Origin of the sequence: Plantibacter sp. VKM Ac-2880 (assembly GCF_015351235.1) — a bacterium.
Taxonomy (GTDB): domain Bacteria; phylum Actinomycetota; class Actinomycetes; order Actinomycetales; family Microbacteriaceae; genus Plantibacter.
In genome coordinates this window covers 1,113,392-1,126,439 of sequence record NZ_JADKSJ010000002.1, presented here as the reverse complement: position 1 = coordinate 1,126,439, position 13,048 = coordinate 1,113,392, and the positions used below count along the sequence as shown (strand labels likewise).

At 69.9% G+C, this 13,048-nt stretch carries 14 protein-coding genes and 1 tRNA gene; 10 read left to right on the top strand and 5 right to left on the bottom strand.

From position 1 onward, the window contains the following. Positions 1–40: 40 nt before the first annotated feature. On the bottom strand, positions 41–1,747 hold the full coding sequence (locus ITJ57_RS17345) for a hypothetical protein (protein ID WP_194671244.1): 1,707 nt from the start codon (positions 1,745–1,747) through the stop codon (positions 41–43). Between the two features lie 326 nt (positions 1,748–2,073). Here ITJ57_RS17345 and ITJ57_RS17340 point away from each other — a divergent pair. Next, positions 2,074–2,146 (top strand) — tRNA-Arg (locus tag ITJ57_RS17340). 143 nt (positions 2,147–2,289) lie between these two features. Here ITJ57_RS17340 and ITJ57_RS17335 read toward each other — a convergent pair. Continuing rightward, positions 2,290–3,066, bottom strand: coding sequence for an HNH endonuclease family protein (locus tag ITJ57_RS17335; protein WP_194671243.1), 777 nt, complete (start codon positions 3,064–3,066; stop codon positions 2,290–2,292). A 327-nt stretch (positions 3,067–3,393) separates the two neighbouring features. Here ITJ57_RS17335 and fdhA point away from each other — a divergent pair, with 327 nt between their 5' ends. The 9 genes from fdhA to ITJ57_RS17290 all read left to right on the top strand — a co-directional run bounded on the left by fdhA (position 3,394) and on the right by ITJ57_RS17290 (position 9,532). Further along, positions 3,394–4,614, top strand: a complete 1,221-nt coding sequence (gene fdhA / locus ITJ57_RS17330) for a formaldehyde dehydrogenase, glutathione-independent (protein ID WP_194671242.1) — start codon at positions 3,394–3,396, stop codon at positions 4,612–4,614. Between the two features lie 294 nt (positions 4,615–4,908). After that, entirely contained in the window at positions 4,909–5,946 is a 1,038-nt protein-coding gene (locus ITJ57_RS17325) for a helix-turn-helix transcriptional regulator (RefSeq protein WP_194671241.1), read from the top strand. 173 nt (positions 5,947–6,119) lie between these two features. After that, complete coding sequence (locus ITJ57_RS17320; protein ID WP_194671240.1) at positions 6,120–6,542, top strand: Asp23/Gls24 family envelope stress response protein; 423 nt, start codon at positions 6,120–6,122, stop codon at positions 6,540–6,542. Beyond that, positions 6,539–6,727 (top strand): DUF2273 domain-containing protein, encoded by a 189-nt coding sequence (locus ITJ57_RS17315; RefSeq protein WP_056011063.1) that lies wholly within the window; start codon positions 6,539–6,541, stop codon positions 6,725–6,727. Before ITJ57_RS17320 ends, ITJ57_RS17315 begins: the two co-directional genes overlap by 4 nt. Continuing rightward, the gene (locus tag ITJ57_RS17310; protein WP_056011066.1) at positions 6,724–7,077 is read left to right on the top strand and encodes a hypothetical protein; all 354 of its coding nucleotides are present in this window, start codon (positions 6,724–6,726) and stop codon (positions 7,075–7,077) included. The genes ITJ57_RS17315 and ITJ57_RS17310 overlap by 4 nt, the downstream gene beginning before the upstream one ends. Further along, positions 7,074–7,649, top strand: coding sequence for a DUF6286 domain-containing protein (locus ITJ57_RS17305; RefSeq protein ID WP_194671239.1), 576 nt, complete (start codon positions 7,074–7,076; stop codon positions 7,647–7,649). Before ITJ57_RS17310 ends, ITJ57_RS17305 begins: the two co-directional genes overlap by 4 nt. Further along, positions 7,649–8,251, top strand: a complete 603-nt coding sequence (locus ITJ57_RS17300; RefSeq protein ID WP_194671238.1) for a hypothetical protein — start codon at positions 7,649–7,651, stop codon at positions 8,249–8,251. Before ITJ57_RS17305 ends, ITJ57_RS17300 begins: the two co-directional genes overlap by 1 nt. 93 nt (positions 8,252–8,344) lie before the next feature. After that, positions 8,345–9,097: an Asp23/Gls24 family envelope stress response protein gene (locus tag ITJ57_RS17295; protein ID WP_194671237.1), complete on the top strand. Its 753-nt coding sequence runs from the start codon at positions 8,345–8,347 to the stop codon at positions 9,095–9,097. A gap of 18 nt (positions 9,098–9,115) precedes the next feature. Then, entirely contained in the window at positions 9,116–9,532 is a 417-nt protein-coding gene (locus tag ITJ57_RS17290; protein WP_194671236.1) for a hypothetical protein, read from the top strand. A 71-nt stretch (positions 9,533–9,603) separates the two neighbouring features. Here the strand turns inward: ITJ57_RS17290 and ITJ57_RS17285 are convergent, their stop codons facing one another. The 3 genes from ITJ57_RS17285 to ITJ57_RS17275 all read right to left on the bottom strand — a co-directional run bounded on the left by ITJ57_RS17285 (position 9,604) and on the right by ITJ57_RS17275 (position 13,047). Beyond that, positions 9,604–9,894: a DUF1905 domain-containing protein gene (locus tag ITJ57_RS17285; RefSeq protein ID WP_194671235.1), complete on the bottom strand. Its 291-nt coding sequence runs from the start codon at positions 9,892–9,894 to the stop codon at positions 9,604–9,606. Between the two features lie 149 nt (positions 9,895–10,043). Continuing rightward, entirely contained in the window at positions 10,044–11,579 is a 1,536-nt protein-coding gene (locus ITJ57_RS17280) for a CoA-acylating methylmalonate-semialdehyde dehydrogenase (protein WP_194671234.1), read from the bottom strand. A gap of 109 nt (positions 11,580–11,688) precedes the next feature. Beyond that, complete coding sequence (locus ITJ57_RS17275; RefSeq protein WP_194671233.1) at positions 11,689–13,047, bottom strand: aspartate aminotransferase family protein; 1,359 nt, start codon at positions 13,045–13,047, stop codon at positions 11,689–11,691. Position 13,048 lies beyond the last annotated feature (1 nt).

Here is a 13,048-nt window from a genome sequence, read left to right as displayed (position 1 = left end):
GTCCGGTCCCTGAGCTTGTCGAAGGGCTCGTTCCGGCTCGCTACAGGTTCCCGAGGTACGCCAGGCGCTCGCCGCCGAGCTCGACCGCGAGCGCCCGCTGCCGCGTCACACGCCGCCACCGCACGATGAACAGCGCCGTCCCGATGGCCGCGAGCCCGAGGCTGACGCCGAGCATGATCGGTCCGGTGGCCCCGAGCTCCTCCGGGTCGACGGACAGCAGCGCGCCGGCGAGGATCCCGACCCCGCCGAGGCAGGTGCCGGCGTAGGCTCCCGCCGCGAACAGGCGCGCCGCGGGGATCGGCCCGAGGAAGTGCTGCAGCAGCACAGGTGGCAGGCCTCGACGGCGTTGTTCCGGTCCGCGGCTGTCGAGCCACTCGAGCGAGAACCGCTGGGCGACGCTGATCTCGCGGGCGCGAGCGATGCCGCCGACGATCCACGCGACGAACGCGAGGAGCGCCGACCCGACCTCCGCGACCGCGACGAAGGCGTTCGCGTCGCTCGGCAGACGGTCGAGGAAGCCCTCCGCGATGGCCGCCCCGAAGATCGCGAGTAGGGCGACACCGGCGAGGCCGAAGAGGATCCGGTCGCAGACCTTCCGGAGGGTGCGCGCGCCGAGCGTCGCCGGGATGGGCTGCAGGTGGACGACGTCGTCATCGTCGGCGAGCCACGACCGCATCCGGCCCCGGTCCTTCGGAGGGACCCAGGACGGGAGCTCGCGCTCGTCGTCCTGATCGAAGCGCTCCGCATCCCGATTGCCGAATGATCCGTTCCGGTCGCCGAGCGCCCCACCCCGGTCACCGAGCTTGTCGAGGCGCACCTGGCCGACGACCTGTTCCGTGGCCAGTCGGGCGGGGTCGTCCGGTCGTCGGAACCGGTCGTCGTCGCTGGTGTCGTCCTCGGCCTCCATCGGGTCGGACTCGTCTTCGACGACCGAGCCGTATTGCGGAGCGGGCGGGACGAACGGGGCCGGGTCTGAATTCGGGGCCTTAGGCGTCATCGGCGAGGCATCCGCATCGTCGTGGGCCACGTCGATCGTCTGGCCCTGCGCGATCCGCGTCGCTTCCTCTCGGGTGCTCCGGCCGAGCGGCCCGGCGGCCTGCACTACGGCTTCCAGCAGCTTCACGTCGCCCGAAGCCTCCGCCGCCGTGATGCAGTCGGCGATGAACCCGCGTCGACCGATCGTGACGTTCGAGCCCTTCCCTGCGAGCGAGCGGGAGATGCGTTCTCGGCCGACGTCGAGCGGATCCTGGCCGGTGTCGTCGGGGATGCCGCTGCCGGCGATGAGAGCGACGAGTGGGACGAGGTCGGAGGTGGGGAGGCTGCGGAGCCATCCGCCGTTCATGATGATGCGTGCCCGCGCGCCAGTGTCGGTCGTGATGCGGAGGCTGAGGACCGGGGTGGTCGCGGCGGGATTGCGGGTGAGGAGTTCGCCGCTCACGATCGACCGGAGTGGTACCGCCTGGCCGCCGAGCAGGGCGGTGCCGCGGACGGCGTCGACGCCGACCGGGCGGAAGGCGCTCGCGAGGTAGAGCAGGCAGATGCCGGCGGTGATGACGAAGAAGACCGGAATGGTGACGAGTGCCGTGGGTGCAATGTCGAAGATGCTGTCGACGACGCTCCCGGTGATCCACCCGAGGACGGCGGCGAGGATGCCGGACAGAACCAGGATGAGGACGAGGTTCGACCGGACCGGAGGACGGCCGATGATCGTGTAGCCGTCGACGGTCGGTCCTGATGCTGCGTGCACGTGTCTCCTCCAACGGGTGGTCGCATCGACTGTTCCATGTCGGTGTCGTTCGTGTCGAGCATGGCCGGTCCCTGAGTCGGTGACCGGTCCCTGAGTCGGTGACCGGTCCCTGAGCTTGTCCCCGGTCCCTGAGCCTGTCGAAGGGCCACGCCGCTCCGGTCCGCAATCCGTTCCGCGAACCCATCCACTCCGGTCCCTGAGCCTGTCGAAGGGCCACCCGCCCCAGCTCCCTGCCCCCGCCCAGGCTCGATTGGCGTCTGAGGCCTCCGTGTTGTAGGCTCTACTTCGGCCTGCCGAGCCGAAGTTCTCTTCTCTCAGCAAGCAATGCGCCCGTAGCTCAACGGATAGAGCATCTGACTACGGATCAGAAGGTTGGGGGTTCGAATCCCTTCGGGCGCACGTTGTGAAAAGCGGTCCACTTCTGTGGGCCGCTTTTTTCGTGCCGCGTGACAGCAGGATGTCTGCACGAGAACCGGACGGAATCGCGAGAAGCGTCCGGCTCTCGTGCATTTGTCCTGCTCTCGCACCGCGGGCGGGTGCGGCTACGCGTCGCAGGTGCCCAACGTGCTGGTGAGCTCCCGGCGGTCGGCGTCGTCGAGCGTGAGGTCGTACGCCATCAGCACGAGCACGAACCTGGCCGCGTACTCGCAGTGCGAGGCGGCCGCCGGCGGCATCCAGTCGCCAGGGCCGGAGTCCGACTTCGACGAGTTCGTGGCACCGTCCACGGCCTGCAGGTTGATCGGGTCGTTCGCGAACTGCTCCCGCTGCTCCGGCGTCCACGCGTTCCCGCCATGCCGCCAGCCCCACGCCAACGGCACGACGTGATCGATCTGGACCAGCTGGCTCGACCGCTCACCACGCTGGAAGTCGATCGTCGTCCCCGTGTACAGGTCGTGCAGGACACCCGTGAGGACGACGCAGTCGCGCGTGCCCGGCTTGAACGTGACCCCGACGAGGTCCCGCGCGAGCACGTCGTTGCGGGTGTCGCAGCCGTTGCGGTCGACGTCGGCCCAGCGCTGACCGAACAGGTCCCGGTCGTAACCGGTCGCCACCCGGGAAGCGGTCTCGACGTCGGCCAGCGCATCCTCGACCGCCGAACCCGAGACCACCAGCTGCCCGGACGCGTCGACGACCGCGAAGCCCGCCGCCTCGAGGGAGGCGCGGGCGCTCGGGCTGACAGGCGCAGGGGTGGGCGTCACGGAAGAGGGCGACGGGGACGCGACACCGCCGAACACCGTCCCGCCGCCGAGCTGCGTGGCCACGAGGACCACGACGGCCGTTAGCAGGGCGACGAGCAACGCCACAGGAGTCTTCTTCATGCTGGGTGTTCTCCTCGGGGTTGCGCCTTCTCAGCGTAGAGGTGGGTGCTGACACCGAGAGGTGAGCGCCCTTCGACAAGCTCAGGGACCGGGACCGGGGCCGGGATCCAGGGGTGGGCGCCCTTCGACAGGCTCAGGGACCGGGGGACCGGGCGCCCTTCGACAGGCTCAGGGACCGGTGTCGCGCCCTTCGACAAGCTCAGGGACCGGGGTGGCGCCCTTCGACAAGCTCAGGGACCGGGGGGCCTGCCGCTGCGGGCGAGAGCGGGATAGGGTCGGACAGACACTGGGAGCCCACACCGGGCGCCCACGATCAAGGAGGATCACGTGTCAGGTAACAGAGCCGTCGCCTACAAAGCTGCCGGAGTCGTCGAGGTCATCGACATCGACTACCCCACTTTCGAATTGAAGGACGGACCGGGGGTGAACCCGGCCAACGTCGGTCGGAAGGTCCCGCACGGTGCGATCCTGCGAACGGTCGCGACGAACATCTGCGGATCGGACCAGCACATGGTCCGCGGTCGCACCACCGCACCGCCGGACCTCGTCCTCGGCCACGAGATCACCGGTGAGGTGGTCGAGGTCGGGCCCGACGTGGAGTTCATCAAGGTCGGCGACATCGTCTCCGTGCCGTTCAACATCGCCTGCGGCCGCTGTCGCAACTGCAAGGAACGCAAGACCGGCATCTGCCTCAACGTGAACCCCGACCGCCCCGGCAGTGCCTACGGCTACGTCGACATGGGCGGCTGGGTCGGCGGCCAGGCCGAGTTCGTGCTCGTGCCCTACGCGGACTGGAACCTCCTGAAGTTCCCCGACCGCGACCAGGCGCTCGAGAAGATCATGGACCTCACCATGCTGTCCGACATCTTCCCGACCGGCTTCCACGGCGCGGTGACCGCGGGCGTCGGCGTCGGATCGACCGTCTACGTGGCTGGGGCCGGCCCCGTCGGTCTCGCAGCGGCGACCGGTGCGATGCTGCTCGGTGCCGCAGCCGTCATCGTCGGCGACATGAACGCCGACCGCTTGGCCCAGGCACGCAGCTTCGGCTGCGAGACCGTCGACCTCACCAAGGGCGAACCGGCGGAGCAGATCGAACAGATCCTGGGCGTCCCCGAGGTCGACTGTGCGGTCGATGCCGTCGGCTTCGAGGCTCGCGGGCACGGTGGTGACGCAGGCCATGAAGCCCCGGCCACCGTGCTCAACTCGCTCATGGACATCACGGCGGCCGGTGGAGCGCTCGGCATCCCCGGACTCTACGTGACCGGCGACCCGGGCGGCATCGACGAGGCCGCGAAGAAGGGTGCGCTCTCCCTGAGCCTCGGCACGGGCTGGGCGAAGTCGCTGTCGTTCACCACCGGCCAGTGCCCGGTCATGAAGTACAACCGCGGCCTGATGATGGCGATCCTCCACGACAAGGTGCACATCGCGAAGAACGTGAACGCCACCGCGATCACCCTCGAGGACGCCCCGCGCGGGTACGCGGAGTTCGACGCGGGAGCCGCGCAGAAGTACGTGCTCAACCCGAACGGCTACCTCGACGCCGCGTAGTCGCCCTGGCCGCGGCCGCTCCTGAGCGAGAGCGGTCAGTCGCCTGCACCACCCGATCCGCCCTCCGGCCACCACGCCGGAGGGCGGATTCGCGTTGTCACCGGGAGGTCTCGGCTACTGGTTTTTCACCGGAACACGTTCTGCAGGGCATCCGGAACAGCGTTGTCTGACGAACAGCTGTGTGAACCGTGAGATTCCCTTCTCACGGTCCGTCTCTCCACTGACGCGGAACACCGGCGGGGCCTTGGGGCCCGTCCCGCGGCGAAGAGACCCCCAACACGCACAAGGACGACCATGCAGCACTCCTTCCTCGCACCAGAAGCAGACCCGGAGCGCGAATCCGACATCACCGGCACCATGCTCGGCAGCACGAGCAGCTCGGTGTCGACGGTTCCGATCCGCAAGGTGACCGTCAGCGGCGACGACCCCGCGACCGCACGTCAGAACTACGAGCGCGCCTACGACGGCAGCCGCTTCACCGTCACCCGCGGCACGGAGCCGTTCTCGTTCCAGTGGGTGTCGATCGGCGACGACCGCGTCTCGCTCCGCACCGCGACGATGACGGGTCACGTCACGGGTGAGACCCCTGGGCTGACCAACTACGTGGTCTCCTGGGTCCAGACGGGCGGCGGCTGGATCGTGCGTCGTGACGGGCAGCGGATGGAGATCCCGCGATCCCCGTTCGTCCTCCCGTTCCATCGGCCGTACACGGTGCATCTCACCCCGCACCGGCAGAACTCCGTGCTCTTCGCCCCCGACTACCTGGAGGACCTCGCGACCGAGATCCACGCGGGCCAGAGTCAGCAGCTCGCCTTCGACCTCGAGGCGACGCCGACGTCCGCGGCGATCGAACGCTGGCGGACGGCGCTGAACGCCTCCACGCCCGTGCTCACGGATGAGGCGGCACCGCCGCTGTTGCGGATGAACGCGCAGCGACCCCTCGCGCTCGCCCTCCTGCAACTCGCCCCGTGGGTGGTGTTCGACCTGCCCGAGACGCTCCGCGAGCCCTCCATGGCGCGCACCCGACTCGCCGTCGAATACCTGCACCACCACGCGGCGGAGCCGATCACGCCCGCCGACGCCGCGAGGGCCGCGGGCCTCCACACCCGCACCCTGCAGCTGCACTGCCGCCGGGAACTCGGCGTGTCGCCGACCGCCTACCTGCGGGACATCCGGCTCGGCCGGACGAGGAGTGAGCTGGCTGCGAGCGCCCCGCAGGAGACGACCGTCGGTGAGGTGGCCCGGAAGTGGGGCTTCTCCCACCTCGGGCGCTTCTCCTCGGCCTACCGGACGCGCTTCGGCGAGAGCCCGAGCCAGACCCTCCGCGGCTGACCCCGTCGCTCCCCGCCTCAATATCCAGAAAATGAGTGCTTCGCTCGGAAATCGCCCGCGACCGTGAGGTTCGGGCGTGACGGACTGTCTCATTGATGTCGCCCGGCACACGGGCACCGCGGCCGGACCCCCGGACCACGAAACCGCACCACCAGCCTCGAAGGAGCAACACCATGTCGAACACCACCGACACCGCCACCCACGCCGCCACCACCACCTCCACCGGCAAGAACGTCATCGCCGACGGCGTCGTCCAGAAGGTCGCCGGCATCGCCGCCCGTGAGGTCCCCGGCGTGCACGACCTCGGTGGCGGAGCCGCCCGTGCCATCGGCGCGATCCGCAACGCGATCAACGCGCAGGACCGCGGCCAGGGCGTCAACGTCGAGGTCGGCGAGAAGCAGGTCGCTGCCGACATCGTGATCGTCGCCGAGTACCCCGTCGACCTCCAGCGTGTCGCCGACGACGTCCGTCGCAGCGTCACCGACGCGATCTCGAACGTCGTGGGCATGGACGTCACCGAGGTCAACGTGACCGTCTCCGACGTCCACATCCCGTCCGACGACGACAACGACGCCGACGAGAGCCGCGTCCAGTGAGCACGACCGACCGTGGCATCCTCGTCGGTGCCGTCCTCGCGCTCGCAGCCGTCGCCTTCGGCTTCTGGGCGATGATCCTCGTCGCCCTGTTCATGCTGATCGGTTTCGGCATCGGACGCGTGCTCGAGGGCAAGCTGGACCTGCGCGGCGTCGCCGACGCGCTCCGCGGGCGGCGGTCGTCGTGACCGCGGCGGTGGCGGCCGAACAGGCCGTGCATGGTCGCAACACGATCAGCTCCCGCGCCGTGCGTCGCGTCGTGTCTGCCGTCACCGCGGAGGAACTCGGTGTGCGGGCGTCGGAGGTCTCGGTCGAGCTCTCCGACGCCCACGGTGCCCTCACGGTCACCGCGAGCACGCCTATCCACGTGTCGCCGCTCGGCACCGACGCCCGCACCTCGGGAACGGTGCTCGAACGCCTGGCACGCGCACAGACCAGCATCCGTGAGCGGTGCCTGAGCCTGACCGGATCGACCATCGGGCGCGTCGATCTCCACATCACGGGCGCGAAGCTCGAAGAACGAAGGAGGGTGTTGTGAGCACCCAAGCCCTGTACCGCCGCGCGGTGCGTCGCGAGACGCACTCGCCGAGGTCCGCCCTCGCGATCACGATCGCCATCGTGCTCGCGCTCGTCCTCGCCTGGCTCGGCACCGAGTCGGTGCTGGCCGCGATCGGGCAGCCACCGCTCCTCGTCGCGCCGAAGGACACCGTCACCGCGGTGCTGACGGCGGCGACGGCTCCGGCCCCACTGCTCGTCGCCATCGGTGTCGTCGCGGCGATCGTCGGGTTCATCCTCATCGTCCTGTCGCTGGCACCCGCCCGCCAGGGCCGTCGTGGATCGATCGCCGAGCGCACCGCGACCGTCGTGGACGACCGCGTGATCGCCCAGTCGCTCGCCCGCGCCGCCTCCTACGCCGGCGACATCGACCCCGCGCAGGTGAACGTCAGCGTCGGTGCCAGCAGCGCCCGCGTCGACGTGACGCCGACGAGCGGTCGACGCGTCGACCAGCGGGAGATCCAGCAGGCGGTGGACGCGGAGGTCGCGTCCTACGACTTCCGGCCCGCCCTCCGGGCGAAGGTCAAGCTCAATGAACAGGGAACGGTGGCCTGATGAACTCGACGAACCGCTTCCTCAACCGATTCTTCATCCTCGTCGTCGGACTCGTCGTCCTCGCGGCAGGCGCGGCACTCTCCGTCGGTGCACTCCTGCCGGACGTGCAGCGCACGATCAGCGAGAACGCCGAACGTGCCGTCGGCCCGACCACCGACACGATGGACGCCCAGCCGTGGATCCTCTTGGTCGCCGCGGTGGCCGCGGTGGTGCTCATCGTCATCCTGCTGTGGTTCGTGCTCCGCCAGGGCCGTGGCCACACCGGCACGCTCCTGCAGGTCGATGAGCAGCCCACCAAGGGCACCCCGACGGGCGGTCGCGTCATCCTCGACGTGAAGCTCGCCGAGCAGGTCCTCGAGGAGGCCATCGGGCGGAACCCCGACGTCGTCGCGGTGGACGTGACCGGCTTCCGGATCCGCAAGCAGACCGCCCTGCGGCTCACCGTCCACGCCCGCCGTGGTGCCTCGCCGATGGAGCTGCGCCGCGACATCGAGGCCGCGATCCACGAGTGGGACGCCGCCCTCGGGACGTCCACTCCGGTGGTCGTCCAGATCGTCAGCGGACTCCGCACCCGCCTCGCGAGCACCAACAGGGTCGTCTGACCCACCGCTCCGCGGCACCGCCGTGGCAGCCCGAACCGACAGCAGCATGACCGCAGGACCGATGCGCCGCCGACGCGGCGCGAGGAGGATCGCATGAGCGACGACACGAAGCACCCGGATCAGCAGCACATCCCCACACCGGCCGAGGTCCGTGCCGAGCACCCGACGGTGCTCGTGCCCGCCCACGGTGACGACGAGGTGCGCCGCATCGAGTCGCACGACGGTGAGCCTCCCGTGGCGGTGGCGGCGAAGCGCGCTGCAGCTTCCACGTCGGTGTCCGAGCCGGCGGTCGTGCCTGTGGCGGTGCCCGAGGTCGAGGTGACCGAGCCCGTCGAGACGGCACCGCCCGTGGAGCCGGTCGAGTCTTCGGAGCCGGTCGAGTCGGCTGCACCGGTCGTCGAGATCGACTCCGGTCGCCGGCGCGAGCAGGAGCAGGATGAGCTCGCGCAGGTCATCGCCGCCACCGCGGAGACGGTCCCCGGCGTCCACGCGCTCGGGTCCCCGACGGCTCGTGCCGTCGACAGCGCCAGGACCCGGCTGCTCGGCCGCACCTCCGTCCCGGGCGTCAGCGTGCTGGCCGACGATGACGTGCTGAACGTCGAGGTCTCACTGGTCGCCGAGTACCCGGCGAGTGTCGAGGAGGTCGCGGACACGGTCCGTGCCGACATCGCCTCGGTGCTGGAAGCGCGTCACGCAGGGCCGGTCGACATCGACATCACCGTCACCGACGTGCACGGCCCGTTCGACCCGGCTGCCGACGCCGACGCCGACGGCACCGTCACCGCCGCCCACGACATTGAATCGACGACCGACCCGGAGCACTCCTCCGGCTCCGCCCAGCACTGACCGGAACGGAGAACCGTCATGCCCCTCTTCAGTCGCACCCGCTCTGACGGCGTCAGCCGCCCGCGTCCGCGCGCCGTCTGGGCCGCCGCCATCACGGGTGTCGTCCTCGTGGTGCTCGTGGTCGTCGGGGTGCTCCTCCCGATCCTCGGCCTCATCGGCGCCGCCGACGGTGCGACGGTCGGCGCGCTCAACGTCCCCGTCGGGAGCATCATCGCCGCACTCCTCGTCGGCTACATCCTGGCGCTGCTGCTGCTCCTCGGCTGTGTCCGCAGCCGCAACGGCGCCCTGTCGTGGGTGCTGGCCGTGGCCGCGGTGATCTCGGCGCTGGTCGTGTCGCTCTGGCCGCTGCTCGCGGTCGCCATCGCCGGCGTGGATCAGGCGTCCGACATCGGGCCCTTCATCCAGGACCTCATCGGGCGGGTGACCGGCAACTGATCGCAGGAGATCCGCGCGGCAGCAGGAGGTTCTCCCTCGGAATCTCCTGCTGTCCCGCGGATCTCCTGCGGTCAGCTCAGGCGGCGGGTGAGGCGTACCTCGACCGTGTCGCCGATCTCCTTGCCGAGCCGCTTGCGCAGCTTGGCGCTGACGGAGAGCATGTGCCCGCCGGTGCCGGTGGGCATGAGGCCGACGTTCGGGACCTCGATGCCATCGACGGTCGCGTCCACACGCACGGTCTTGCCGGTGCCGAAGAACTCGGCCGAGCCCGGCATCTCGACGCACGACCAGACGTCACCCTTCACGTGGACGCCGATCGGCGCGGTGAAGGTGTGGTCGAGCTCGGTCGGTTCGATGGCCATCGGTGGTGCTCCCCGCTCCTGGTGACCCGGCCATTGTCGCGGCTCTCGCGCACTCCAGGCAAGCACGGGAACCGCTTGTCGACGTGCCTCCGGAAAACGCTCGACCCCTCGGCAGGCTCGTGGTGAGCGCTGCCGAGGGGCCGGGTGCCTCAGTTCTGGGGGAAGCCGAGGTTGATGCCGCCGTGGGAGGGGTCGAGCCAGCGGGCGGTGATGGCCTTCTGCTGCGTGAAGAACCGCACACCCTCGGCGCCGTGAGCCTTGGTGTCGCCGAACAGGGAGTCCTTCCAGCCGCCGAAGGAGAACGTGGCGACCGGGACGGGGATGGGCACGTTGATGCCGATCATGCCGACCTGGATCTCGTTCTGGAACCGACGTGCAGCGCCGCCGTCGTTGGTGAAGATCGCGGTCCCGTTGCCGAACGCGCCGCCGTTGATGAGCGCGACGCCCTCCTCGTAGGACTGCACGCGCACGACGGCGAGGACGGGTCCGAAGATCTCCTCCGTGTAGACCTTCGACGTCGTGGGGACGTTGTCGATGAGGGTGGGGCCGAGCCAGAACCCGTTCGGGTCACCGTCGATGGGCGTGTTGCGGCCGTCGACGACGATCGTCGCACCGTCGGCTTCGGCGATGTCGAGGTAGGAGGCGACCTTGTCGCGGTGCACCTTCGTCACGAGCGGTCCCATGTCGCAGTTCCGGCGGCCGTCACCGATGCGCAGCGTCGCTGCACGCTCGGCGATCTTCGCGATCAGCTCGTCAGCGACCGGCTCCACGGCCACGACCACCGAGATCGCCATGCACCGTTCGCCCGCGGAGCCGAAACCAGCGTTGATGGCGGAGTCCGCGACGAGGTCGAGGTCCGCGTCGGGCAGGACGAGCATGTGGTTCTTCGCCCCGCCGAGCGCCTGGACCCGCTTACCGTGCGCGGTGCCGGTCTCGTACACGTACTTCGCGATGGGCGTCGAGCCGACGAAGGAGATCGCCCGGACGTCCGGGTGGGTGAGGAGTCCGTCGACGGCCTCCTTGTCACCGTTCAGCACGGTGAACACGCCGTCGGGGAGCCCGGCTTCCTTCCAGAGCTTCGCGAGCCAGATCGCCGCGGACGGGTCCTTCTCGCTCGGCTTCAGCACGACCGTGTTCCCGGCGGCGATCGCGATGGGGAAGAACCACATCGGCACCATCGCGGGGAAGTTGAACGGCGAGATGATGCCGACGACCCCGAGCGGCTGCTTCGTGGAGTACACGTCGACGCCGGTCGAGACCTGCTCGGAGAACTCGCCCTTGAGGTGGTGGGCGAGCCCGGTCGCGAACTCCACGACCTCCTGCCCGCGGGTGATCTCGCCCAGCGCGTCCGAGACGACCTTGCCGTGCTCGGCGGTGATGATCTCCGCCAGCTCACCCTTCTTCGCCTCGAGCAGCTCCCGGAACTTGAAGACGATCTGCTGACGCTTGGCGAGCGGCAGGTCGCGCCAGGCCGGGAAGGCTGCGGCCGCGGACGCGACGGCACGGTCGATCTCCGCCTGGTTCGCGAGCGCGACGTACTTCGTCGCGACACCGAGTGCGGGGTCGTAGACGGGGGCGGTCCGGCCTGAGTCGGACGGGGCCTCGGCGCCGTCGATCCAGTGCGGGACGACCGGCAGCGAGCCGGACTCGGTGGGCATTGCCTCGGTGGTGGCGGTGGTGGTCATGCGGAGTGCTCCTGAGGATCGTGGGGTGCAGCGGTGGGGGCGTCGTGGGGGACGGGGGTCGGCGCGGGGAGTCCCGACACCGAGTCCCAGAACGGTTCCGGCTCGCCGGTCATGCGCGCAGCTCCGCGAGTGCGGTGTCGATGATCGCGACGCCGGTGACGACCTCGTCCGCGGTCACGACCGCGGGCGGCACGACGTGGATCCGGTTCTCGCTGATGAACGGCAGGAGGCCCGCGTCCATGAGCGAGGACTTGAACCGGCCCATGTCGGCGGCGGCGAGCGGCGCACGCGTCTCGGGGTCCTCGACGAGCTCCACCGCCCAGAACACCCCGCTGCCGCGGACCTCGCCGATGACGTCGTGTCGCTCGGCGAGGGCGTGCAGGGCCGGCCCGAGGTGGTCGGTGCCGATCGTCTTCGCGTGCTCGACGACGCCCTCCTCGGCCATCGCAGTGAGGGTCGCGACGACACTCGCCGACGCGAGCGGGTGACCGGAGTAGGTGAGGCCACCGGGGAACACCTGCTCGTCGAAGCGGTGCGCGATCTCCGCCGACACGATCACGCCACCGAGCGGGACGTAGCCGGAGTTGACGCCCTTCGCGAAGGTGATGAGGTCCGGTCGCACGTCGAAGGCGTCGAACGCGAACCACTCGCCGGTGCGGGCGAAGCCGGCCATGACCTCGTCGAGGATGAGCATGATGCCGTAGCGATCGGCGATCGCGCGGACGCCCGCGAGGTAGCCGGGCGGCGGGGTGAGGACACCGGCCGTGCCGGGGATCGTCTCAAGGAGGATCGCGGCGATCGAGCCGGGCCCCTCGGCCTGCACGGTCCGTTCGAGGTGGCGCAGGGCCCGCTCCGACTCCTCCTCAGGCGTCGTCGCCCAGAACTCGGTGCGGTAGAGGTAGGGGCCGAACACGTGCACGTGACCGCGTGCGTACTCGTTGGGGATGCGGCGCCAGTCGCCCGTCGCGACGATGGCCGCACCGGTGTTGCCGTGATACGAGCGGTAGGTCGAGATGACCTTGTCTCGGCCGGTCGCGATGCGGGCCATGCGGATCGCGTTCTCGTTGGCGTCGGCACCGCCGTTGGTGAAGAAGACCTTCTCGAAGCCGTCGGGCGCCCGGTCGAGGATGAGCCGAGCGGCCTCGGCACGGGTCGCGTTGGCGGCCGCGGGGGCGATCGTCGTGAGCTGGGCGGCCTGCTCCTGGATGGCCGCGACCACCTTCGGGTGCTGGTAGCCGAGGTTCACGTTGACGAGCTGGCTGGAGAAGTCGAGGTACCGTCGGCCGTCGTGGTCCCAGACGGTGCTGCCGAGTCCGCCCGCGATGGGGAGCGGGTTGAGCGTGCTCTGGGCGGACCAGGAGTGGAGGACGCGCTGGGTGTCGGCGTCGCGCACGGTGGCGTTGTCGAGGCCTGCGAGGAAGTCGTTGATCACCCCTGCAGCCTGGCAACCGTCGACGCCCGTGTACATG

Coding starts and splice junctions, on each gene's coding strand:
- ITJ57_RS17325 (WP_194671241.1), top strand. CDS start 4,909: ATGCAGCACTCCTTCCTCGCACCAGAAGCAGACCCGGAGCGCGAATCC.
- ITJ57_RS17335 (WP_194671243.1), bottom strand. CDS start 3,066: ATGAAGAAGACTCCTGTGGCGTTGCTCGTCGCCCTGCTAACGGCCGTC.
- ITJ57_RS17290 (WP_194671236.1), top strand. CDS start 9,116: ATGCCCCTCTTCAGTCGCACCCGCTCTGACGGCGTCAGCCGCCCGCGT.
- ITJ57_RS17295 (WP_194671237.1), top strand. CDS start 8,345: ATGAGCGACGACACGAAGCACCCGGATCAGCAGCACATCCCCACACCG.
- ITJ57_RS17280 (WP_194671234.1), bottom strand. CDS start 11,579: ATGACCACCACCGCCACCACCGAGGCAATGCCCACCGAGTCCGGCTCG.
- ITJ57_RS17275 (WP_194671233.1), bottom strand. CDS start 13,047: ATGTACACGGGCGTCGACGGTTGCCAGGCTGCAGGGGTGATCAACGAC.
- ITJ57_RS17320 (WP_194671240.1), top strand. CDS start 6,120: ATGTCGAACACCACCGACACCGCCACCCACGCCGCCACCACCACCTCC.
- ITJ57_RS17285 (WP_194671235.1), bottom strand. CDS start 9,894: ATGGCCATCGAACCGACCGAGCTCGACCACACCTTCACCGCGCCGATC.
- ITJ57_RS17300 (WP_194671238.1), top strand. CDS start 7,649: ATGAACTCGACGAACCGCTTCCTCAACCGATTCTTCATCCTCGTCGTC.